Below are 23,832 nucleotides of genomic sequence, written 5' to 3'. Positions count from 1 at the left end.
TCGATCAGCTCCCTTGCAGCGGTTTGGCGTCCTGGAAGAAGTAATCCTTCCACGATTCAGGTTTGTTCTTGATCGCGCCGACGCGGTAGAGGAACTCGGCGAGCGGGTAGGTGTTTTTCGGCGTGACGCTGAATTCGAACTGCGGGTTGTCGATGATTTTCAGCAGCTCGGCGCGGTCGATCTTGGCTTTGGTCACGCGGATGTAGGTGTCCGCCGCTGCGCCTTTGTCGTTCTGTGCAAACTGCGCGGCTTCGGTCAGGGCTTCGACGAATGCCTTGTAGGTTTTCGGGTTCTCGTTACGGAATTTCTCGGTGGCGAACAACACGGTCGGCGAGTTCGGCCCTAGCACGTCATAGGAATTGAGTACGACGTGCACGTTCGGGTTCTGCAGCGCCTGATCCTGGAACGGCGGGTTGGAGAAATGCCCGGTCAGTTCGGTGCCGCCGGCGATCAACGCAGCGGTAGCGTCCGGGTGCGGGACGGCGATGGTGTACTTGTCGAGGCGATTGAATTCCTTGTCGCCCCACTGCTTGGCGGCCGCGTATTGCAGGAAGCGCGACTGCACGGAAACGCCAACCGCCGGCACCGCGATGCGGTCCTTCTCGGTGAAGTCGGCGATGGTTTTGACCTTAGGATTGTTGCTGACGAGGTAGTACGGGAAGTTGCCCAGCGAGGCCACGGCTTTGACGTTCTGTTTTCCGTGAGTGCGATCCCAGATGGTCAGCAACGGCCCGACGCCGGCGCCGGCTATGTCGATGGAGCCTGAAAGCAGCGCATCGTTGACCGCCGCGCCACCGGACAACTGAGTCCAGTCGACCTTGATGTCGAGCCCTTCCTGCTTGCCGTACTTCTCGATCAGTCCCTGATCGCGCACCACGTTGAGCAACAGATAGACAATGCCGAACTGTTCGGCGATGCGGATTTCACCTTCGGCGTGGGCCACGGTCGGTGCCACCAGACTGCCGGCGATCAGGCTGAAACCGAGGCCGATAGCCGCCGCCAGCGGTGCGAATGGAAGACGTTTGGACATGATCGGATCTCCGGCAATTCAGAAAGGCGCGTCGCCCTGGATGGTGGTGCGATACAGCTTGCGGCGCAGGTGCGCCGGGCAGCCGGCGGCAAGGTGGATCAAAGAACGGTTGTCCCAGAACACCAGGTCGTGGGGCTGCCATTGATGGCGATAGATGTTCTGCGGCAGCACGCTGTGGGCGTAGAGCTCGTCGAGCAGTTGCTTGCTCTCGTCTTCCGGCAGACCGACGATGCGAGTGGTGAAGCCTTCGCTGACGAACAACGCCTTGCGGCCGTTTTCCGGGTGGGTGCGGACGACCGGGTGCACGACTTCCGCGACCTGAGCCAGTTGCTCCGGGGTCAGGGTCGGGCGCCAGTTGCCTTCGAATTTGGTTTCGCTGTAACGCGCAGTGTAGGAATGCGCAGCCGAGCGGCCTTCGACGGCTTTGCGCAGCGCGTCGGGCAGGCTGTCCCAGGCTTTGTGCATGTCGGCGAACAGGGTGTCGCCGCCTTCGGACGGCAGCTCCTGGGCGTGCAGCATCGAGCCGAGGCTCGGCAGCTCTTTATAGGAAAGGTCCGAGTGCCAGAACTTGCCGGCATCACCGAGGCCGATGTTCTGGCCGTTCTCGACGATGTTGGAAACGATGAGGATTTCCGGATGATCGGCCAGCAGGAATTGCTTGAGCACGTGGATCTGCAACACGCCGAAGCGGCGGCTGAAGTCGATCTGTTGTTGCGGGGTGATGCGCTGGTCGCGGAACACCACGACGTGATGATCGAGGTGCGCGCGGTGGATGCGGGCGAAGTGCTCGTCGTTGACCGGACGGGTCAGGTCGAGGCCGATGATTTCGGCACCGACGGCACCGCTGAACGGGCGGATTTCGAAGGTTTGCGGCGCGGCAGTCGCGGCGCTTGGGGTAGCAGTAGCTGCGGACATCAATCAATCTCCCACGCACGGCGCGCTCAAGGGCGCGCGCGTCGATCAGAAACTCACGCTGGATTGCGTGTGGGTTCGTGTCGTGCGGCGCGCCGATTGGTCGGCAGGTACGCAGGAGGCTGACTTTATAGCTATAAGAAGCTTAATTTAAATACCGTTAGCGAATAACGATATGGCGATTGCTTCGGAATGGACTGGATGGTGAGTGACCATTTGCGTCACTTCTGGACGGGATGTGGTGTTGCGGCGGACGCCTTCGCGAGTCCCGCGAAGACGTCCTTGAAGGCTTACCGCTCGTGTAAAGCCTCGGCCCGCGCCCGGATGATCGGCTTGAGCAGGTAGCTCAGCACGGTCTTCTTGCCGGTGATGATGTCCACCGATGCCACCATCCCCGGGATGATCAGCAACGGCTTCTCGTCAGTGCCGAGATGGCTGCGCTCGGTGCGCAGCTTGATGATGTAGTAGGTGGTTTTCTTGTCTTCATCGGTGATGGTGTCGGCGCCGATCTGCTCGAGCTTCGCCTTCAGGCCGCCATAGATGGTGTAGTCATAGGCGGTGAATTTCACCGTGGCGTCCTGGCCCGGGTGCAGGAACGCGATGTCCTGCGGGCGGATCTTCGCTTCGACCAGCAAGGTGTCGTCCAGCGGCACGATTTCAAGCAGATCGCTGCCCGGCTGGATCACGCCGCCGATGGTGTTGACCAGCATCTTGTTGACGATGCCCCGTACCGGCGAGGTAACGAGCGTACGGCTGACCCGGTCTTCCAGCGCCTTGCCGGTGGCCTGAGCCTTGTTCAGGTCGGTGCGGGCCTCGTTGAGCTGGGTCAGGGCGTCGCTGCGGAATTTGCCGCGCGTCTCGTCGATCTTGCGCTGGACTTCCTTGATTGCCGATTCGGCACGCGGGATCGCCAGGGTAGTGGCGTCGAGCTGACCACGGGTTTCCACTTCGGCACGCTTGAGCCGCAGCACTTCCACCGGCGACACCGCGCCCTGGGCCACCAGCGGCTCGGACATGTTGATTTCCTGGCGTTGCAGGCCGAGTTGCTGGCGGTACTGCGCCTGCTTCGAGGTGAATTCGCGCAGTTCTTGCTGACGCTGAATCAACTGCTCCTGCAAACCGCCGACTTCATCGTGCAATTGCTGACGACGGCTGACGTACAGCGACTCTTCACTCTTGGCCTGACCCGGCACGGCCTTGAGCACGTCCTCGGGAAAATTCAGCGGCCGGTCATCGACCTCGGCGCTCAGACGCTCCACTCGCAGCAGCATCGACAGGCGATCAGCCTCGGTTTCACCGACGTTGGAGGCGAAGCGCGTGTCGTCCAGGCGAACCAGCGGCGCGCCGGCCTCGACGATCTGGCCTTCCTTGACGAACAGCTCGGAGACGATCCCGCCCTCGAGGTTCTGGATTTTCTGAATCTTCGACGACGGAATCGCCTTGCCGTCGCCCTTGGTCACTTCGTCGATCACGGCGAAGTTGGCCCACAGCATCAGGAACACGAAGAAACCGATGATCGCCCAGATCGTCAGCCGCACCACACGCGGCGCATCCTCGATCAAGGCCTTGTTGACCTCCGGCAGCGGCTGACCCTGCAACGAGGCAGAGCCCTTGAAGTAGCGACGGATCGAATCCTTGAAACCCGACTTAAGCAACACTGATCTGCCCCTTCTTCAACGCTTCCATCACGGCGGCTTTCGGGCCATCGGCGAGAATCTGCCCACGGTCGACCACCAGCAGGCGATCAACCAGCGACAACAGTGATGCCCGGTGCGTCACCAGCACCACGGTCTTGTTTTCAACGACTGCAGCCAGGCGTTGCTTGAGGCGTTCTTCGCCGGTGTTGTCCATGGCGCTGGTCGGTTCGTCGAGCAGCAGGATCGGCGGATTGAGCAGCAGCGCCCGGGCCAGGGCGACGTTCTGCCGCTGACCGCCGGACAGGTTCTGCCCGCGCTCGCCGACTTGCAGTTCATAACCCTGCGGGTGCAGGCGGGCGAACTCATGCACGCCGGCCAGTTCGGCGGCTTGCAGCACCAGCTCGTCCTCGACGTAGCGGGCGCCGGAAATCAGGTTGTCGCGCAGGGTGCCGGCCAGCAGCTGGATGTCCTGCGGCACGTAGCCGATGTTGTAGCGCAGCTCGCTGACGTCGATCTGGCGGATGTCGACGCCGTCCACCAGCAACGCGCCGTCATCCGGCTGATACAGGCCCACCAGCAGTTTGGCCAGCGAACTCTTGCCCGAGCCGCTGCGGCCGATGATGCCGATCTTCTCGCCGGGACGGATCACCAGGTTGATGTTCTTCAGCGCCGGGTTCTGTTGATCGGGGTAGGTGAAGTTGAGCTGACGGCATTCGATCGCACCTTGCAGCACCTTGCGGCTCAGCGGGCGTTCTTCGAAATTGCGCTCCTGCGGCAGCTCCATCATCTGGTCGACCGAAGTCATGGTCACCCGCGCCTGCTGGTATCGGGTCAGCAGACCGGACAGCGACGCCAGCGGGCTCAGTGCGCGGCCACTGAGCATGTAGCAGGCGATCAGGCCGCCCATGCTCAAATTACCGGCGATGATCTGGTACACGCCGAAAACGATCATGATCACCCCGGCCAGTTGCTGGATCAGCAGGGTGATGTTCATCGCCAGGCCGGAAAGCATTTTCACCCGCAGCTCGAGGCGGCTGAGGGTGCCGATGGTCTGCTCCCACTGGTACTGGCGTTCGCTTTCGGCGTTGTTGACCTTCACCGCGTCAAGGCCGGCGAGGGTTTCGATCAGGCTCGACTGCCGCTCGGCGCCCAGCGCCATGGTGCGCTCCATGGTGGCCACCAGCGGCTTCTGCAAGGCGTAGCCGATCAGCAGCGCAATCGGGAAGGCCAGCACCGGAATCCACACCAGATGCCCGCCAAGAATGGCGATGACGATGAAGATCAGAATGGTGAACGGCAAATCGATCAGGCTGGTCAGGGTCAGCGAGGCGAGGAAGTCGCGCAGGCTCTGGAACTCATGGATGTTCTGGGCAAAGCTGCCGACGCGCGCCGGGCGGTACTTCATGGCCATGCCGACGATGCGCTCGAACAGCGTGGCGGAGATGATCAGGTCGGTTTTCTTGCCGGCCAGATCCAGGCACAGGCTGCGCAGGCTCTTGAGGATCAAGTCGAACAGGTAGGCACCGGTGATGCCCAGTGCAAGCACCCACAGGGTCGCTTCGGCCTGGTTCGGCACCACGCGGTCGTAGACGTTCATCACGAACAGCGGGGCTGCCATGGCGATGATGTTGATCAGGAAACTGGCGGCGATGGCGTCGGCATACAGCCAGCGCGAACGCTTGAGGGTGTCGCGGAACCACGAGCGGGCGCGCGGGATCAGCGTGCCGTGGTTGACGTCGAATTTGTGTTGGGGCTGGGCGAAGAACACTTTGCCGAGGTAGTCGTCGTTCAGCAGCTCACGGTTGACGAGAGATTCGCCACCATCGCTTTCGCTGAGCAGCACCCGGGCTTCGTTCTCACCCTGCCAGCCGAGCAGGACGGCACTGCGGCCATCCTTGAGCAGCAACAGCGCCGGCATGGCGATGGCCGGAATTTCTTCCAGCTTGCGTTGCAGCACCCGCCCCTGCAGCCCGGCGCGTGCCGCTGCACGGGGCAGCAGTTCGACACTCAGGCGTTGCTTGGGCAGCGGCAGACCGGTGGTCAGCATCGCCGCGCTGGCGGGTTTCTGGTGCAGCATGCAAAGGGCGAGCAGACCATCCAGTAACGGATCGTCGTGCAACGCGCGTGGATCATGACTGAGATGAACTCGACTGACTTCTGATTCCACGCTCGACACTCTTTAACAGTTGAAAAGGGACAACTCAATTCATCCCGGGCAGTTGAACCTTGGGCTTCACGTCGTTCTGCACAACGGATGCCATCGGTGCGACCACTCCCTGGCTCTTGAGCAACTCGCCCATGGTCGCCTTGATTCGGTATTGAGTAAATAACTGAATGTTCTTGATCTCGGCTAGACGGCGCGAAGCGGTGAACAGTTCGTTTTCACTGTCGAGCAAATCCAGCAGGGTTCGCTCGCCGAGGCTGAACTGGCGCTGGTACGCGGTACGAACTGCGGTGCTGTGATCAACGTACTGCTGAGCGATCGGCACCTGGGCATTAGCGTTATTCAGGGCGTTCCAGGCCAGGCCCAGTTCTTCGTTCAACTGGCGCAGGGCGTTGTTGCGGATGTCCAGCGCCTGGTTCGACAGGTAGGACTTGGATTCCAGATCGGCCTTGTTGCTGCCGCCGGAATACAGGTTGAAGCGCATGCGCAGCATGGCCTGCCATTCATTGTTGTGACCGTTCTGGCCATCGAGATCGTTGTCGGCGGTGCGGCCCAGCTCGGCGTCGAAACGCGGGTAGAAGGTCGACTTGGCGGTTTCGTACTGCTTTTCGGCAGCGGCGATGTCGGACTCGGCCGAACGCAGGATCGGGCTGTTCTCCAGCATCTGCGCGCGGGCCTCATTGAGGTTGGCCGGCATCATCGCCATGAACGGCGCCGGACGCTCCAGCTGATCAGGCATCTGGCCGACAGCGCTGAGGAAGTTGGTTTCCGAGTCGGCGAGGTTGGTCTGCTCGGTGATCAGGTTGTTGCGGGCCTGGGCCATCCGCGCTTCAGCCTGGTCGAGGTCGGCACCGCTGCCGACGCCACGCTGGGTGCGCAACTGGATCTGATCGTAGATGCGCTGGTGGCTCTTGAGGTTTTCTTCGGCCAGGCGCACGAATTCGCGGCGGGTCAGCACATCCAGGTAAACCTGGGCCACGGTCAGCGCGGTACGCTCGGAAGTGCCAAGCAAGGCATAGGCGCGGGAGTTGACGGTGGCTTGTTGACGCCCGACTTCGCTGGACGTCGCAAAACCGTCAAAAACCATTTGCGACAGTCGCACACTCGACTCGCCACGGTTCAGGGTTTCCCAGTGATTGCCACCGCCGTTGGCACGGGTGGTGACGCTGTCGGTGCCTTCACGGCCATAACCGCCGAGCAGATCGACCTTGGGCAGGTATCCACCTTTGGCAGCCTTTAACTGATAATCCGCAGCCAATCGACTGTTGACCCCTGCCTGGATTTCCGGATGGACATCCAGTGCCTGTTGCATGGCTTCCGGTAAGGATTGTGCTTGAGCAAAAGACGCGGCGAGAGCGAAAGGTAGAGCCTTGAACAGGGGCGAACGCATGGTAAGGAATTCCCAAAACTTCTTGTCGTGAATCACAGCAAATAAGGGTGCTGCGTCGGATGATGGCAACCGGAATGACCGTATGTCGGAAAGTTTAAAACCGGAACTGGATCACATGCTCAAGGGCAAGTCGCCGCGTAAATATCAATGTGACATTAGTGGGGCGATTGTTTAGGATGGCATCCATAAGGTCAATAGTTTGGCATAAAGTTAATAGCGAAAGATTCTAGCCAAAATATTGACGAAGATCAGCGTCAAACTTGATTCACATTTTTTTAAAAGTACGTCCAGACTGAATCGGCGCAGAAAAGCCATCAGGTCTATGGAAGTCAACTGAACGTGACACCCGGAGAGTCTTCAATGAGCAGTGTTGTGGCCATCGTCAAAAGCATTGTCGGTCAGGTTTTCGTGGTGTCCCCAGAGGGCGTCCGTCGCGTACTCGTTGAAGGCGACCGTCTGTTCGCCGGCGATCAGGTCGATACCGGCGTCTCTGGCGCGGTGTCCCTGGAACTGGCTGATGGCCGCACCCTCGACCTGGGTCGTGACACTCAATGGAGCGCCGACACGCCGGACTCCACCACCGACCTGGCCGAGGCCACTGCACAAGCTGCACCGTCCGTTGAAGAGCTGCAGCAAGCCATTGCTGCCGGTGCCGACCCGACCACCGACCTTGAGGCCACCGCTGCCGGCGCGACCGCCGCAGGCACTGGCGGTGCTGCCGGGGGTGGCCACAGCTTCGTGATGCTCGATGCGACCGCTGGCCGTGTCGATCCGACCATCGGCTTCCCGACCGCGGGCATCAACTCCGGCGGCCAGGCCGCCCAGAACATCACCGGCGGCCAGACCACCGACACCACCACCAACGCCCTGCGCGACTCGACCCTGAGCCTCAGCGCCACGCCGACCATCACCGAAGCCGGCGGCGTGCTGGTGTACACCGCGACCCTGACCCAGGCGCCGCTGACCGACCTGACCGTCACCCTGTCCAATGGCGCGGTGATCGTGATTCCGGCCGGCTCCACCACCGGTACCGTCAACGTGCCGCTGGCCCCGAATGACACGGTCTACAACGACGCCAGCCAGATCAACGTGATCGTCACCGGCACCACCGGCGGCAACGGCATTACCGTCACCGTGCCGACCACCCCGGCCGTGACCCAGGTCACCGACACCATCGACACCACCACCGTCACCCTGACGGCGGGCAGCAGCGTCACCGAAGGTGGCCAGATCACCTACACCGCCACCCTGACCAACCCGGCGCAGACGCCGGTCACCGTCACCCTGTCCAACGGCTCGACCATCACCATCGGCGCCGGCCAGACCACCGGCACCGTCAACGTGCCGACCGCACCGAATGACGTCTACAACAATGGCAGCACCGTCACCACCACGATCACCGGTGCCACGGGCGGCAACTTCGAGAATCTGGTACCGAACCCGACGCCAGCCGTCACCAATATCGTCGATTCGGTCGACACCACCAACCTGACCCTGACCGCGACCGGCACCGTGGTCGAGGGTGGCCAGATCACCTACACCGCGACGTTGACCAACCCGGCGCAGACGCCGGTGACCGTCACCCTGTCGAACGGCTCGACCATCACCATCGAAGCCGGCAAGACCAGCGGCAGCGTCAACGTGCCGACCGCGCCGAATGACGTCTACAACAACGGCGGCACCGTCAGCACCACCATTACCGGTGCTACCGGCGGCAACTTCGAAAATCTGGTGCCGAACACCACGCCGGCGACCACCACCGTCACCGACTCCATCGACACCACCAATCTGTCGCTGAGCGCCACCGGTTCCGTGGCCGAAGGCGGCTCGATCGTTTACACCGCGACCCTGACCAACCCGGCCGGCACGCCGGTGACCGTGACGTTGAGCAACGGCTCCGTCATCACCATTGAAGCGGGCAAGACCACCGGCACCGTGACCGTTCCGGCACCGGCCGATGACGTTTACAAGGACGCCGGCAAAGTCGAAGTCAGCATTACCGGCACCACCGGCGGCAACTTCGAGAACCTGGTGCCGAGCACCGTTCCCGCCGTGACCGAAGTCACTGACACCATCGACACCACCACGGTAAAACTCACCGCGACCGAAACCGCAGCCGAAGGCGGCACCGTTACCTACACCGCCACCGTTGGCGCGCCGGTGACCGGTTCGCCTGTGACCGTGACCCTGGCCAATGGTCAGCAGATCACCATCGAAGTCGGCAAGACCACCGGCACCGTGACCACCACCGCGCCGAATGACGCGCTGACCGGCAATCCGCCGCTGACCAACTCGATCACTGGCGTGAGCGGCGGCAACTACGAAAACCTCGTAGCCGACAAGACCCCGGTTTCGACCACGGTCACCGACACCGTCGACACCACCAACCTGACCCTGAGCGCCACTGGCTCCGTGGCCGAGGGCGGTTCGATCGTCTACACCGCGACCCTGACCAATGCCGCCGGCTCGCCAGTCACCGTGACCCTGTCCAATGGCGCGGTGATCACCATCGAAGCCGGTAAAACCACCGGCACCGTGACCGTTCCGGCCCCTGCCGATGACGTCTACAAAGATGCCGGCAAGGTTGAAGTGACCATCAAGGATGCATCCGGCGGCAATTTCGAGAACCTCGTTCCGAGCACTGTCCCGGCGGTTACCGAAGTGACCGATACCATCGACACTTCAACCGTGAAACTGACCGCTGACACCTCGGTCGCTGAAGGCGGCACCGTCACTTACACCGCCACCGTTGGCGCACCGGTGACCGGCTCCCCGGTCACCGTGACCCTGGCCAACGGTCAGACCATCACCATCGAAGTCGGCAAGACCACCGGCAGCGTGACCACCACCGCGCCGAACGATGTACTCAACGGCCACGCGCCGCTGACCAACTCGATCACTGACGTGAGCGGCGGTAACTACGAAAACCTTGTAGCCGACAAGACACCGGTTTCGACCACCGTCACCGACACCGTCGATACCACCAACCTGACACTGAGCGCGACCGGCTCCGTTGCCGAGGGCGGCTCGATTGTTTACACCGCCACCCTGACCAACCCGGCGGGCACTCCGGTGACCGTGACCTTGAGCAACGGCTCCGTCATCACCATTGAAGCGGGCAAAACCACAGGCACCGTGACCGTTCCGGCTCCGGCCGATGACGTCTACAAAGACGCCGGCAAGGTCGAAGTCACGATCAAGGACGCGTCCGGTGGCAACTTCGAAAACCTGGTGCCGAGCACTGTTCCGGCCGTCACCGAAGTCACCGACACCATCGACACCACCACGGTCAAACTGACTGCGACCGAGTCGGCAGCTGAAGGTGGAACTGTCACCTACACCGCTACCGTCGGCGCACCGGTGACCGGCTCGCCAGTGACCGTGACCCTGGCCAATGGTCAACAAATCACCATCGAAGTCGGTAAAACCACCGGCACCGTGACGACCACCGCGCCGAACGACGCGTTGAATGGTCACGAACCACTGACCAACTCGATCACTGACGTGAGCGGCGGCAACTACGAAAACCTTGTAGCCGACAAGACTCCGGTTTCCACTACTGTCACCGACACCGTCGACACCACCAACCTGACCCTGAGCGCCACTGGCTCCGTGGCCGAGGGCGGTTCGATTGTTTACACCGCAACCCTGACCAACCCGGCCGGCACCCCGGTGACCGTGACATTGAGCAACGGCTCCGTCATCACCATCGAAGCCGGTAAAACCACGGGCACCGTGACTGTTCCGGCGCCAGCCGATGACGTCTACAAGGACGCCGGCAAGGTTGAAGTCACGATCAAGGATGCGTCCGGCGGCAATTTCGAGAACCTCGTTCCGAGCACTGTCCCGGCGGTTACCGAAGTCACCGACACCATCGACACCACCACGGTGAAGCTCACCGCGACCGAGTCGGCAGCAGAAGGTGGCACTGTCACTTATACCGCTACCGTTGGCGCACCGGTGACCGGCTCGCCTGTGACCGTGACCCTGGCCAATGGTCAGCAAATCACCATTGAAGTGGGCAAGACCACCGGCACCGTCACCACCACCGCGCCGAACGATGCATTGAATGGTCATGCACCGCTGACCAACTCGATCACCGATGTGACCGGTGGCAACTATGAAAATCTGGTTGCTGATAAAACTCCAGTCTCCACCACTGTCACCGATACCGTCGACACCACCAACCTGACCCTGAGCGCCACTGGCTCCGTGGCCGAAGGTGGCTCGATCGTCTACACCGCCACGCTGACCAACCCGGCCGGTACGCCGGTGACCGTGACCTTGAGCAACGGCTCCGTCATCACCATCGAAGCGGGCAAAACCATCGGCACCGTGACTGTTCCTGCGCCGGCCGATGACGTCTACAAGGACGCCGGCAAGGTCGAAGTAACCATCAAGGACGCGTCCGGCGGCAACTTCGAGAACCTTGTTCCGAGCACCGTCCCGGCTGTCACTGAAGTCACCGACACCATCGACACATCGACTGTGAAGCTGAGCGCCGATACATCGGTGGCCGAGGGCGGAACCGTCACCTACACCGCGACCATCAGTGCGCCTGTGACCGGTTCGCCAGTGACTGTCACTTTGGCCAACGGCCAGACCATCACCATCGAAGTCGGCAAGACCACCGGCACCGTGACCACCACCGCGCCGAACGATGCGTTGAACGGTCATGAACCGTTGAGCAACTCGATCACTGACGTGAGCGGCGGTAACTACGAAAACCTCGTAGCTGACAAAACTCCGGTCAGCACCACAGTGACCGACACCGTCGACACCACCAATCTGTCGCTGACTGCGACCGGTACCGTGGCCGAGGGCGGTTCGATTGTTTACACCGCTACCCTGACCAACCCTGCCGGCACCCCGGTGACCGTGACGTTGAGCAACGGCTCCGTCATCACCATTGAAGCGGGCAAAACCACAGGCACCGTGACCGTTCCGGCTCCGGCCGATGACGTCTACAAAGACGCCGGCAAGGTCGAAGTCACGATCAAGGACGCGTCCGGTGGCAACTTCGAAAACCTGGTGCCGAGCACTGTTCCGGCCGTCACCGAAGTCACCGACACCATCGACACCACCACGGTCAAACTGACTGCGACCGAGTCGGCAGCTGAAGGTGGAACTGTCACCTACACCGCTACCGTCGGCGCACCTGTGACCGGCTCGCCAGTGACCGTGACCCTGGCCAATGGTCAACAAATCACCATCGAAGTCGGTAAAACCACCGGCACCGTGACGACCACCGCGCCGAACGACGCGTTGAATGGTCACGAACCACTGACCAACTCGATCACTGACGTGAGCGGCGGCAACTACGAAAACCTTGTAGCCGACAAGACTCCGGTTTCCACTACTGTCACCGACACCGTCGACACCACCAACCTGACCCTGAGCGCCACTGGCTCCGTGGCCGAGGGCGGTTCGATTGTTTACACCGCAACCCTGACCAACCCGGCCGGCACCCCGGTGACCGTGACATTGAGCAACGGCTCCGTCATCACCATCGAAGCCGGTAAAACCACGGGCACCGTGACTGTTCCGGCGCCAGCCGATGACGTCTACAAGGACGCCGGCAAGGTTGAAGTCACGATCAAGGATGCGTCCGGCGGCAATTTCGAGAACCTCGTTCCGAGCACTGTCCCGGCGGTTACCGAAGTCACCGACACCATCGACACCACCACGGTGAAGCTCACCGCGACCGAGTCGGCAGCAGAAGGTGGCACTGTCACTTATACCGCTACCGTTGGCGCACCGGTGACCGGCTCGCCTGTGACCGTGACCCTGGCCAATGGTCAGCAAATCACCATTGAAGTGGGCAAGACCACCGGCACCGTCACCACCACCGCGCCGAACGATGCATTGAATGGTCATGCACCGCTGACCAACTCGATCACCGATGTGACCGGTGGCAACTATGAAAATCTGGTTGCTGATAAAACTCCAGTCTCCACCACTGTCACCGATACCGTCGACACCACCAACCTGACCCTGAGCGCCACTGGCTCCGTGGCCGAAGGTGGCTCGATCGTCTACACCGCCACGCTGACCAACCCGGCCGGTACGCCGGTGACCGTGACCTTGAGCAACGGCTCCGTCATCACCATTGAAGCGGGCAAAACCACAGGCACCGTGACCGTTCCGGCTCCGGCCGATGACGTCTACAAAGACGCCGGCAAGGTCGAAGTCACGATCAAGGACGCGTCCGGTGGCAACTTCGAAAACCTGGTGCCGAGCACTGTTCCGGCCGTCACCGAAGTCACCGACACCATCGACACCACCACGGTCAAACTGACCGCGACCGAATCCGCAGCTGAAGGTGGCATCGTCACCTACACCGCGACTGTGGGCGCTCCGGTAACCGGTTCCCCGGTGACCGTGACCCTGTCCAACGGTCAGTCGATCACCATCGAAGTCGGCAAGACCACCGGTACCGTGACCACCACTGCACCGAACGACGCACTCAACGGTCACGAACCGCTGACCAACTCGATCACCGGCGTGAGCGGCGGCAACTACGAAAACCTCGTGGCTGACAAAACCCCGGTCAGCACCACCGTGACCGACACCGTCGACACCACCAACCTGACGCTGAGCGCGACGCCGGAAGTCAATGAAGGTGGCCAGATCACCTACACCGCGACCCTGACCAACGCCGCCGGGACCCCGGTGACCGTGACGCTGAGCAATGGCGCGGTGATCACCATCGAGGCTGGCAAAACCACTGGCACCGTGACCGTCGACGCGCCGAAGGACGACGTCTACAAGGACGCCGGCACCGTTGAAACGACCATCAAGGGCGCCACCGGCGGCAACTTTGAAAACCTGGTCACCAGCACGGCCCCGGCGGTCACCACCGTTCACGACACCATCGACACGTCCACCGTGTCGCTGACCGCTACCGCCAACGTCGCCGAAGGCGAAACCGTGGTCTACACCGCGACCGTGACTGCGCCAGTGACCGGCTCGCCGGTCGTGGTGACCCTGTCCAACGGCCAGACCATCACCATCGCCGTGGGCGAGACCACCGGCACCGTGAACTTCGTCGCGCCGAACAGCCCATTGGCGGGCGGCAGCTCGCTGAGCGTGACCATCGACAAGGCCACCGGTGGCAACTACGAGAACCTGGCGGTCGATAGCAAACCGGCCAACACCTCGGTTTCGGACACGGTCGACACCACCAACCTCAACCTGACCGCCACCGACTCGGTAGCCGAGGGTGGTTCGATTGTCTACACCGCGACCCTGACCAACCCGGCCGGCACCCCTGTGACCGTAACCCTGTCGAACGGCGCAGTGATCACCATCGAAGCCGGCAAGACCACTGGCACGGTGACCGTTCCGGCTCCGGCCGATGACGTTTACAAGGATGCCGGCAAGGTCGAGGCGACCATTTCGACCGTCACCGGTGGCGGTTTTGAGAACCTGGTGCCAAGCACTGTTCCAGCCGTGACCAACGTCACCGATACCATCGATACCACCACGGTGAAACTCACCGCGACCGAAACCGCTGCTGAAGGTGGCACTGTCACCTACACCGCGACTGTTGGCGCACCGGTGACGGGTTCTCCGGTTACCGTGACCCTGGCCAATGGTCAGCAAATCACTATCGAGGTCGGTAAAACCACCGGCACCGTGACCACCACCGCGCCGAACGATGTGCTGAACGGCCATGCGCCGCTGACCAACTCGATCACTGGCGTGACCGGCGGCAACTACGAAAATCTGGTGGCTGACAAAACTCCGGTCAGCACCACCGTGACCGACACCGTCGACACCACCAACCTGACCCTGAGCGCCACTGGCTCCGTGGCCGAGGGCGGTTCGATTGTTTACACCGCCACACTGACCAACCCGGCGGGCACGCCGGTGACTGTGACCTTGTCGAACGGCGCCGTGATCACCATCGAAGCGGGTAAAACTACCGGCACCGTGACCGTTGCGGCCCCGGCGGACGACGTCTACAAGGACGCTGGCAAAGTCGAAGCAACCATTTCGACGGCTACTGGCGGCAACTTCGAGAATCTGGTGCCAAGCACCGTTCCGGCCGTGACTCAGGTTACCGACACCATCGACACCACCACGGTCAAACTGACCGCGACCGAGTCGACGGCTGAAGGCGGCACCGTCACCTATACCGCGACTGTGGGCGCGCCTGTGACCGGTTCGCCAGTCACCGTGACCTTGTCCAACGGTCAGCAAATCACCATCGAAGTCGGCAAGACCACCGGCACCGTGACCACCACCGCACCTAACGATGCGCTGAACGGCCATGCACCGCTGACCAACTCGATTACTGATGTGAGCGGTGGCAACTATGAGAACCTCGTAGCGGACAAGACGCCGGTCAGCACCACCGTCACCGACACCATCGACACCACCAACCTGTCGCTGACCGCGACCGGCACTGTGGCCGAAGGCGGCTCGATTGTTTACACCGCGACCCTGACCAACCCGGCCGGCACGCCGCTGACCGTGACGTTGAGCAACGGCGCCGTGATTACCATCGAAGCGGGAAAAACCACCGGCACCGTAACCGTTCCGGCCCCGGCCGATGACGTCTACAAGGATGCCGGCAAAGTCGAAGTCACCATCAAGGATGCAACCGGTGGCAACTTCGAGAACCTCGTTCCGAGCACCGTTCCAGCCGTAACGGAAGTCACCGACACCATCGACACGACGACCGTGAAGCTCACCGCCTCCGAAACCGCCGCCGAAGGTGGCACCGTTACTTACACCGCGACTGTGGGCGCTCCGGTGACTGGCTCGCCAGTGACCGTGACCCTGTCCAACGGTCAGCAAATCACCATTGAAGTGGGCAAAACCACCGGCACCGTGACCACCACCGCGCCGAACGATGTGCTGAACGGCCATGCGCCGCTGACCAACGCAATCACCAACGTGAGCGGCGGCAACTACGAAAACCTCGTAGCGGACAAGACTCCGGTCAGCACCACTGTGACCGACACCATCGACACCACCAACCTGTCGCTGACCGCGACCGGCACCGTGGCCGAAGGCGGCTCGATCGTCTACACCGCAACCCTGACCAATCCGGCCGGCACCCCGGTAACCGTGACCCTGTCGAACGGCGCGGTGATCACCATCGAAGCCGGTAAAACCACTGGCACCGTCACCGTTCCTGCGCCAGCCGATGACGTCTACAAGGACGCCGGCACCGTGGAAGCGACGATCAAGTCCGCGACCGGTGGCAACTTCGAAAACCTGGTGACCAGCAACACGCCAGCCGTGACCAATGTCACCGACACCATCGACACCACCACGGTCAAACTGACCGCGACCGAGTCGGCGGCTGAAGGCGGCACCGTTACTTACACCGCGACTGTTGGCGCTCCGGTAACCGGTTCCCCGGTGACCGTAACCCTGTCCAACGGTCAGTCGATCACCATCGAAGTGGGTAAAACCACTGGCACCGTGACCACCACCGCGCCGAACGATGCGTTGACCGGCCACGCGCCGCTGACCAATGCGATCACCGGCGTAACCGGCGGTAATTACGAGAACCTCGTTGCCGACAAGACCCCGGTTTCGACCACGGTCACTGACACCGTCGACACCACCAACCTGACCCTCAGCGCCACCAACTCGGTCGCCGAGGGCGGTTCGATCATTTACACCGCCACACTGACCAACGCTGCGGGCACCCCGGTGACCGTGACCTTGAGCAACGGCGCCGTGATCACCATCGAGGCCGGTAAAACTACCGGCACCGTGACGGTTCCAGCCCCTGCCGATGACGTCTACAAGGACGCCGGCACCGTGGAAGCGACGATCAAGTCCGCCACGGGTGGCAACTTCGAAAATCTGGTGACCAGCACGGTTCCTGCGGTGACCCAGGTTACCGATACCATCGACACCACCACGGTCAAACTGACCGCGACCGAGTCGGCAGCTGAAGGCGGCACCGTTACTTACACCGCGACTGTCGGCGCGCCAGTGACCGGCTCGCCAGTCACTGTGACCCTGTCCAACGGCCAGACCATCACCATCGAAGTGGGCAAAACCACCGGTACCGTGACCACCACTGCGCCGAACGATGCGCTGACTGGCCACGCGCCGCTGACCAACGCCATCACCAACGTGAGCGGTGGCAACTACGAAAATCTGGTCGCCGACAAAACACCGGTTTCGACCACCGTCACCGACACCATCGACACCACCAACCTGTCGCTGACCGCGACCGGCACCGTGGCCGAGGGTGGCCAGATCACCTATACCGCGACCCTGACCAACGCCGCTGGCTCGCCAGTGACCGTGACGTTGTCGAACGGCGCGGTGATCACCATCGACGCGGGCAAAACCACCGGCACCGTAACCGTTCCGGCCCCAGCCGATGACGTCTACAAGGACGCCGGCACCGTACAGGCCACGATCAAATCCGCCACCGGTGGCAACTTCGAAAACCTGGTGACCAACAACACACCAGCCGTGACCAACGTCACCGACACCATCGACACCACCACGGTCAAACTGACTGCGACCGAAACCGCTGCCGAAGGTGGCACCGTCACCTACACCGCTACCGTGGGTGCACCGGTCACCGGCTCGCCAGTGACCGTGACCCTGTCGAACGGCCAGACCATCACCATCGACATCGGCAAGACCACCGGCACCGTCACTACCACGGCGCCAAACGATGTGCTGACCGGTCACGCGCCGTTGACCAACGCCATCACCAACGTTTCCGGCGGCAACTACGAAAATCTGGTCGCCGACAAAACACCGGTTTCGACCACCGTCACCGACACCATCGACACCACCAACCTGTCGCTGACCGCGACCGGCACCGTGGCCGAGGGTGGCCAGATCACCTATACCGCGACCCTGACCAACGCCGCTGGCTCGCCAGTGACCGTGACGTTGTCGAACGGCGCGGTGATCACCATCGACGCGGGCAAAACCTCTGGCACCGTCACTGTTCCGGCTCCAGCCGATGACGTCTACAAGGACGCCGGCAACGTACAGGCAACAATCAAGTCGGCCACCGGTGGCAACTTCGAAAACCTGGTGACCAGCACCACGCCAGCGGTGACCAGCGTCACCGACACCATCGACACCACCACCGTGAAGCTGACGGCGACCACGACTGCGGCCGAGGGTGGCACCGTCACCTACACCGCCACCGTGGGTGCACCTGTCACCGGCTCGCCAGTGACCGTGACCCTGTCGAACGGTCAGCAAATCACCATCGAAGTCGGCAAGACCACCGGCACCGTCACCACCACCGCGCCGAACGACGTGTTGAATGGTCATGCGCCACTGACCAACGCCATCACCAACGTGAGCGGTGGCAACTACGAAAACCTCGTGGCCGACAAGACCCCGGTTTCGACCACGGTCACCGACACCATCGACACCACCAACCTGTCCTTGAGCGCCACCAATTCGGTCGCCGAGGGCGGTTCGATCATCTACACCGCCACCCTGACCAACGCTGCGGGCACTCCGGTAACCGTGACGTTGAGCAACGGCGCCGTGATCACCATCGACGCTGGTAAAACCACCGGCACCGTGACCGTTCCGGCTCCAGCCGACGACGTCTATAAGGATGCCGGTACTGTTCAGGCAACCATCACCAACGCCACCGGTGGCAACTTCGAAAACCTGGTGACCAGCAACACGCCAGCGGTGACCAATGTCACTGACACCATCGACACCACCACCGTGAAGCTGACCGCGACCGCAACAGCGGCCGAGGGCGGCAACGTCGTCTACACCGCGACTGTTGGTGCACCTGTGACTGGTTCGCCTGTGACCGTGACCCTGTCCAACGGCCAGACCATCACCATCGAAGTGGGTAAAACCACCGGCACCGTGACCACCACTGCGCCGAACGATGCGCTCAACGGACACGCGCCGTTGACCAACGCCATCACCAATGTCAGCGGCGGCAACTACGAGAATCTGGTCGCCGACAAGACTCCGGTTTCGACCACCGTCACCGACACCATCGACACCACCAACCTGTCGCTGAGCGCGACCGGCACCGTGGCTGAAGGCGGTTCGATCGTCTACACCGCAACGTTGACCAACGCTGCGGGCACTCCGGTGACCGTGACTCTGAGCAACGGCGCCGTGATCACCATCGACGCTGGCAAAACCTCTGGCACCGTGACCGTTCCGGCGCCAGCCGATGACGTCTACAAGGACGCCGGCACCGTTCAGGCCACGATCAAGTCGGCTACCGGTGGCAACTTCGAAAACCTGGTGACCAGTAACACGCCAGCGGTGACCAGCGTCACCGACACCATCGACACCACCACCGTGAAGCTGACCGCGACCGCGACAGCGGCCGAGGGCGGCAACGTCGTCTACACCGCGACTGTCGGCGCGCCGGTGACCGGTTCGCCAGTGACCGTGACCCTGTCCAACGGCCAGACCATCACCATCGACATCGGCAAGACCACCGGCACCGTCACCACGACGGCACCGAACGACGTGTTGAATGGTCATGCACCGCTGACCAACTCGATCTCCAACGTCAGCGGCGGCAACTACGAAAACCTCGTGGCCGACAAGACGCCGGTCAGCACCACCGTGACCGACACCATCGACACCACCAACCTGTCGCTGACTGCGACCGGCAGCGTGGCCGAAGGTGGCCAGATCACCTACACCGCGACCCTGACCAACGCGGCCGGCACCCCGGTGACCGTGACCCTGAGCAACGGCTCGGTGATCACCATCGAGGCCGGCAAAACCACCGGCACCGTGACCGTTCCGGCACCGGCTGACGACGTCTACAAAGACGCCGGCACCGTGCAGGCAACCATCACCAACGCCACCGGTGGCAACTTCGAAAACCTGGTGACCAGCAACACGCCAGCGGTGACCAACGTCACCGACACCATCGACACCACCACCGTCAGCATCACCGGCAGCACCTCGGTGACCGAAGGCCAGACCGCGACCTATACCGTCAGCCTGACCCACCCGGCGCAATCCGAAGTGACCCTGAAAATCGTCTACAGCGGCACCGCCGCCGACGGTTCGGACTTCACCGGCGTGTACACCGTGAAGATCCCGGCGGGCGCCAGCAGCGCGCAGTTCAACGTTGCGACCATTGACGACAAGATCACCGAGGGCACCGAGAACTTCGTGGTCAAGATCGACTCGGCCACCGGCGGCAACTTCGAAAACCTGGCGGTCAGCAGCACCAACGGTAGCGTCAGCACCTCGATCATCGACAACGATGCGCCACCGGTCCTCGACCTCGACGCCAACAACTCCAGCGGCGCCACCGGGGCCGACTACAAGGTGACCTTCACCGAAAACACTCCGGGTGCGGGCGTGTCGATCGCCGACACCGACATCAGCATCACCGACCCGGACAGCACCATGCTGACCGGCGCCACCATCGTGCTGACCAACCGTCAGCCGGGCGACTCGCTGAACCTGGGCAACAGCGTCAACGGCATCACCATCAATGCCAACAGCAAGGATGGCTCGATCACGCTGACCCTGTCGGGCAACGCGACGCTGGCCGACTACATGCAGCAGATCAAGAACATCACCTTCACCAACAACAGTGAAGATCCGAGCACCGTGCCGCGCATCATCACCGTGACGGTGACCGATGGCGGCAACTACTCCAACGTCGCCACCACCACGGTCAACGTGGTGGCCGTCAACGACGCGCCGGTCGCAGCACCGGTCAACGTCACCGGCACCGAAGACACCCCGCTGATCCTCGGCTGGTCGACCTTCGGCGTCACCGACGTCGACAGTCCGGCCTCGAGCCTGGGCGTGAAAATCACCCAGCTGCCGGGCGAAGGCAAACTGCAGTATCTGGACGGTTCGACCTGGAAAGACGTCGCCACCAACCAGACTTTCAGCAAGGCCGACATTGACGCCGGCAAGCTGCGTTTCCTGCCGGATGCCAACGAATCGGGTGTGAACGGTTATGGCGGCACCGGTCTGGGCAACAACCAGGCTGACTACGCGCAGATCAAGTTCCAGCCAACCGACGGCCAACTGCTGGGCAACACCGGCACGATAAAGATCGACATCACGCCGGTGGCGGATGCGCCGACCCTGTCGGTGGCCGACAACAGCGTGAAGTCCACCGGGCTGATCAAGGAAGTCTGGACCGGCCTGTCGGGCCTGGGCACCGACGGCAGCGGCGCGAACTCGACCACCCTGAAAAACGTGATCGACGGCGCCGGCACCGCGAACTCCAAAGGCAACGTGACCAACGTGCAGTCCGATGGCAACGTCGCGGCGGGCACCGCGTCGAAGACCTCCGGCCTGATCTACCTCGAAGCCGGCAAGACCTACACCTTCACCGGCATCGGCGATGACAGCCTGCTGGTGAACATCGGTGGCAAGAACGTGGCCTCCACGACCTGGGGCGCGGGCGGCAACCTCAACGGTTCGTTCACCCCGACCACCAGCGGTTACTACACCCTGGAGATCTACCACCACAACCAGAGCGGCCCGGGCAGCTACGACGTCAACCTGTCGGTCAACGGCGGCACGGCGATCGACCTGAGCAGTGCTGGCGTGCCGATTTACACCGGCGTTCAGGACCTGGTGAACTCCGGCGTGACCGTCTCCGATCTGCACGGCACCAACGGCGAAGGCTATTACGACGGCTACAAGCTCAACACCGGCGCCGAAGGCACCACCGTGAAACTGTCGTCGATCAGCACCGCGCTGACCGACACCGACGGCTCGGAAACCCTGAGCATCAAGATCAGCGGCGCACCGGTCGGTTCGGTGCTCAGCGACGGCGCGGGCCACAGCTTCACCGTGACCGCCACCAGCGGCGACGCCAACGTCACCGGCTGGAACCTCGGCAGCCTGACCGTGACCCCGCCGGCCTACTACAACGGCCAGTTCAACCTGACCGTGACCTCGACTTCGACCGAAGCTCTGGGCGGCTCGGCCAGCACCACCGCGACCATTCCGGTCTCCGTGGTGCCGGCGGTCTACAACTCGATTGTCGCCACCTCGGCTGATGACACCGTTACCGGCACCGACGGCAACGACATCATCGTCGCCGACATCGGCGGCCTGACCGTGGTGCCGGGCACCAACTACAACATTGCGTTCATGGTCGACAGCTCGGGCAGCATGAGCACCTCGTCGATCAACGCCGCCAAAGACTCGCTGACGTCGGTGTTCAACACCCTCAAGCAGAGCATGGGCAACAACTCGGGTACGGTGAACATCTTCCTGGTGGACTTCGATACCCAGGTCAACAAGTCGGTGTCGGTGAACCTCAACGACCCGAACGCGCTGACCAAGCTCAAGGCAGTGCTGGACTCGATGACCTCCGGCGGCGGCACCAACTACGAAGACGTGTTCAAGGCTACGGCCAACTTCTTCCAGAGCGCCGAAGCCGTGGCCAATACCGGGGCGAAGAACCTCACGTACTTCATCACCGACGGCCAGCCGACCTACTACCAGAGCGGCGAGCAGACCAACCCGACGCTGTACGGCAACGTGAAGCTCGACGACGTGGTGAAGACCAGCAACTACAAACTGGGCGACCGCTTCAGCACCTACATCGACAGCACTCACTACCTGACCATCAGCACGGCTGGCGCTGTCGTGTTGCAGACGCTTAAAAACGGCAACTGGAACTGGAGCAACGTGGGCACCATCCACGCCCAGGGCGACGGCACCTACGAGCTGTCGAGCCTGGCAGGCTCCGGCAGCAGCACCAGCCAGGCCACCACTGACAACGCCAACAGCGCCTTCGCACTGCTGGGCAACCTGTCCAATGTGGAAGCCATCGGGATCAACAGCGGTGTCAGCCTCAACGACCTGAAACCGTACGACACCGATCACAACCCGCAGACCAACATCGATCCGAAGGACCTGGCCAACTCGATCATCGGCCACACCGAAGCGACGATGCCGGGCAACGACACCGTCAACGGTGGCGACGGCAACGACATCCTGTTCGGCGATCTGGTGAGCTTCAACGGCATTGCCGGCGAGGGTTACCAGGCGATGCAGGCGTTCGTTGCGCAGCAGACCGGTGTGGATGTCAGCAAAGTCACCACCAGCAACGTGCACCAGTACATCACCGAGCACTATCAGGCGTTCGATGTGTCCGGTGCCCACGACGGCAACGACACGCTGCTGGGTGGCGCAGGCAATGACATTCTGTTCGGCGGTGGCGGCAATGACGTGCTCGACGGCGGCAAGGGCAATGACATCCTGCTCGGCGGCTCCGGCAACGACACGCTGATCGGCGGCCCGGGCAACGACATCCTGATCGGCGGTTCCGGTGCCGACACCTTCGTCTGGAAAGCAGGCGACACCGGCAACGATGTGATCAAGGACTTCAACGCCAGCGAAGGTGACCGCATCGACCTGCGCGACCTGCTGCAGGGCGAGTCCGGCAGCACCATCGACAACTTCCTGAAGATCACCACGGTCGACGGCGTGTCGTCGCTGCAAGTCAGCTCGGCGGGCAAGTTCAACTCCGCCGATGCGGCTGCCGCGACACCGGATGTGACGATCAAACTGGAAGGCAACAACTGGTCCACTGCCAACATTCACAACCTGATTGCCGGCAGCGATCCGACCATCAAGGTCGACCACAACAACAGCTGATGCGTGAACAAAACGGCCGCCCCAATGGGGCGGCCGTCACGTTTGCGTCTTTCTTCCCGGTGACGATTGCGTCGCCGCACCGCATACTCCCGTGCAGTTGGCTATG

The 23,832-nt window shown here is 62.3% G+C and carries 6 protein-coding genes; 1 reads left to right on the top strand and 5 read right to left on the bottom strand.

The window, feature by feature from the left end; genetic code table 11:
- Positions 1–4: 4 nt before the first annotated feature.
- The 5 genes from R1A29_RS00125 to R1A29_RS00105 form a co-directional block, all read right to left on the bottom strand.
- The gene (locus tag R1A29_RS00125; protein ID WP_134825062.1) at positions 5–1,030 is read right to left on the bottom strand and encodes an ABC transporter substrate-binding protein; all 1,026 of its coding nucleotides are present in this window, start codon (positions 1,028–1,030) and stop codon (positions 5–7) included.
- 18 nt (positions 1,031–1,048) lie between these two features.
- Positions 1,049–1,945 (bottom strand): TauD/TfdA dioxygenase family protein, encoded by an 897-nt coding sequence (locus R1A29_RS00120; RefSeq protein ID WP_438300308.1) that lies wholly within the window; start codon positions 1,943–1,945, stop codon positions 1,049–1,051.
- A gap of 287 nt (positions 1,946–2,232) precedes the next feature.
- Positions 2,233–3,600: an HlyD family type I secretion periplasmic adaptor subunit gene (locus R1A29_RS00115; RefSeq protein WP_085712607.1), complete on the bottom strand. Its 1,368-nt coding sequence runs from the start codon at positions 3,598–3,600 to the stop codon at positions 2,233–2,235.
- Positions 3,590–5,746 (bottom strand): type I secretion system permease/ATPase, encoded by a 2,157-nt coding sequence (locus R1A29_RS00110; protein WP_438300307.1) that lies wholly within the window; start codon positions 5,744–5,746, stop codon positions 3,590–3,592. The genes R1A29_RS00115 and R1A29_RS00110 overlap by 11 nt, the downstream gene beginning before the upstream one ends.
- A gap of 34 nt (positions 5,747–5,780) precedes the next feature.
- Positions 5,781–7,133, bottom strand: a complete 1,353-nt coding sequence (locus tag R1A29_RS00105) for a TolC family outer membrane protein (protein WP_085712605.1) — start codon at positions 7,131–7,133, stop codon at positions 5,781–5,783.
- 360 nt (positions 7,134–7,493) lie between these two features.
- Here R1A29_RS00105 and R1A29_RS00100 point away from each other — a divergent pair, with 360 nt between their 5' ends.
- Positions 7,494–23,726, top strand: a complete 16,233-nt coding sequence (locus tag R1A29_RS00100) for an immunoglobulin-like domain-containing protein (protein ID WP_438300306.1) — start codon at positions 7,494–7,496, stop codon at positions 23,724–23,726.
- The last annotated feature ends 106 nt before the right edge of the window (positions 23,727–23,832 follow it).

It is taken from the genome of Pseudomonas sp. NMS19W, assembly GCF_051554255.1.
In the GTDB taxonomy this organism is placed as follows: Bacteria; Pseudomonadota; Gammaproteobacteria; order Pseudomonadales; family Pseudomonadaceae; genus Aquipseudomonas; species Aquipseudomonas kribbensis.
Note: the sequence above shows the minus strand (reverse complement) of the source record. Positions and strands in the feature narration are given on the sequence as shown.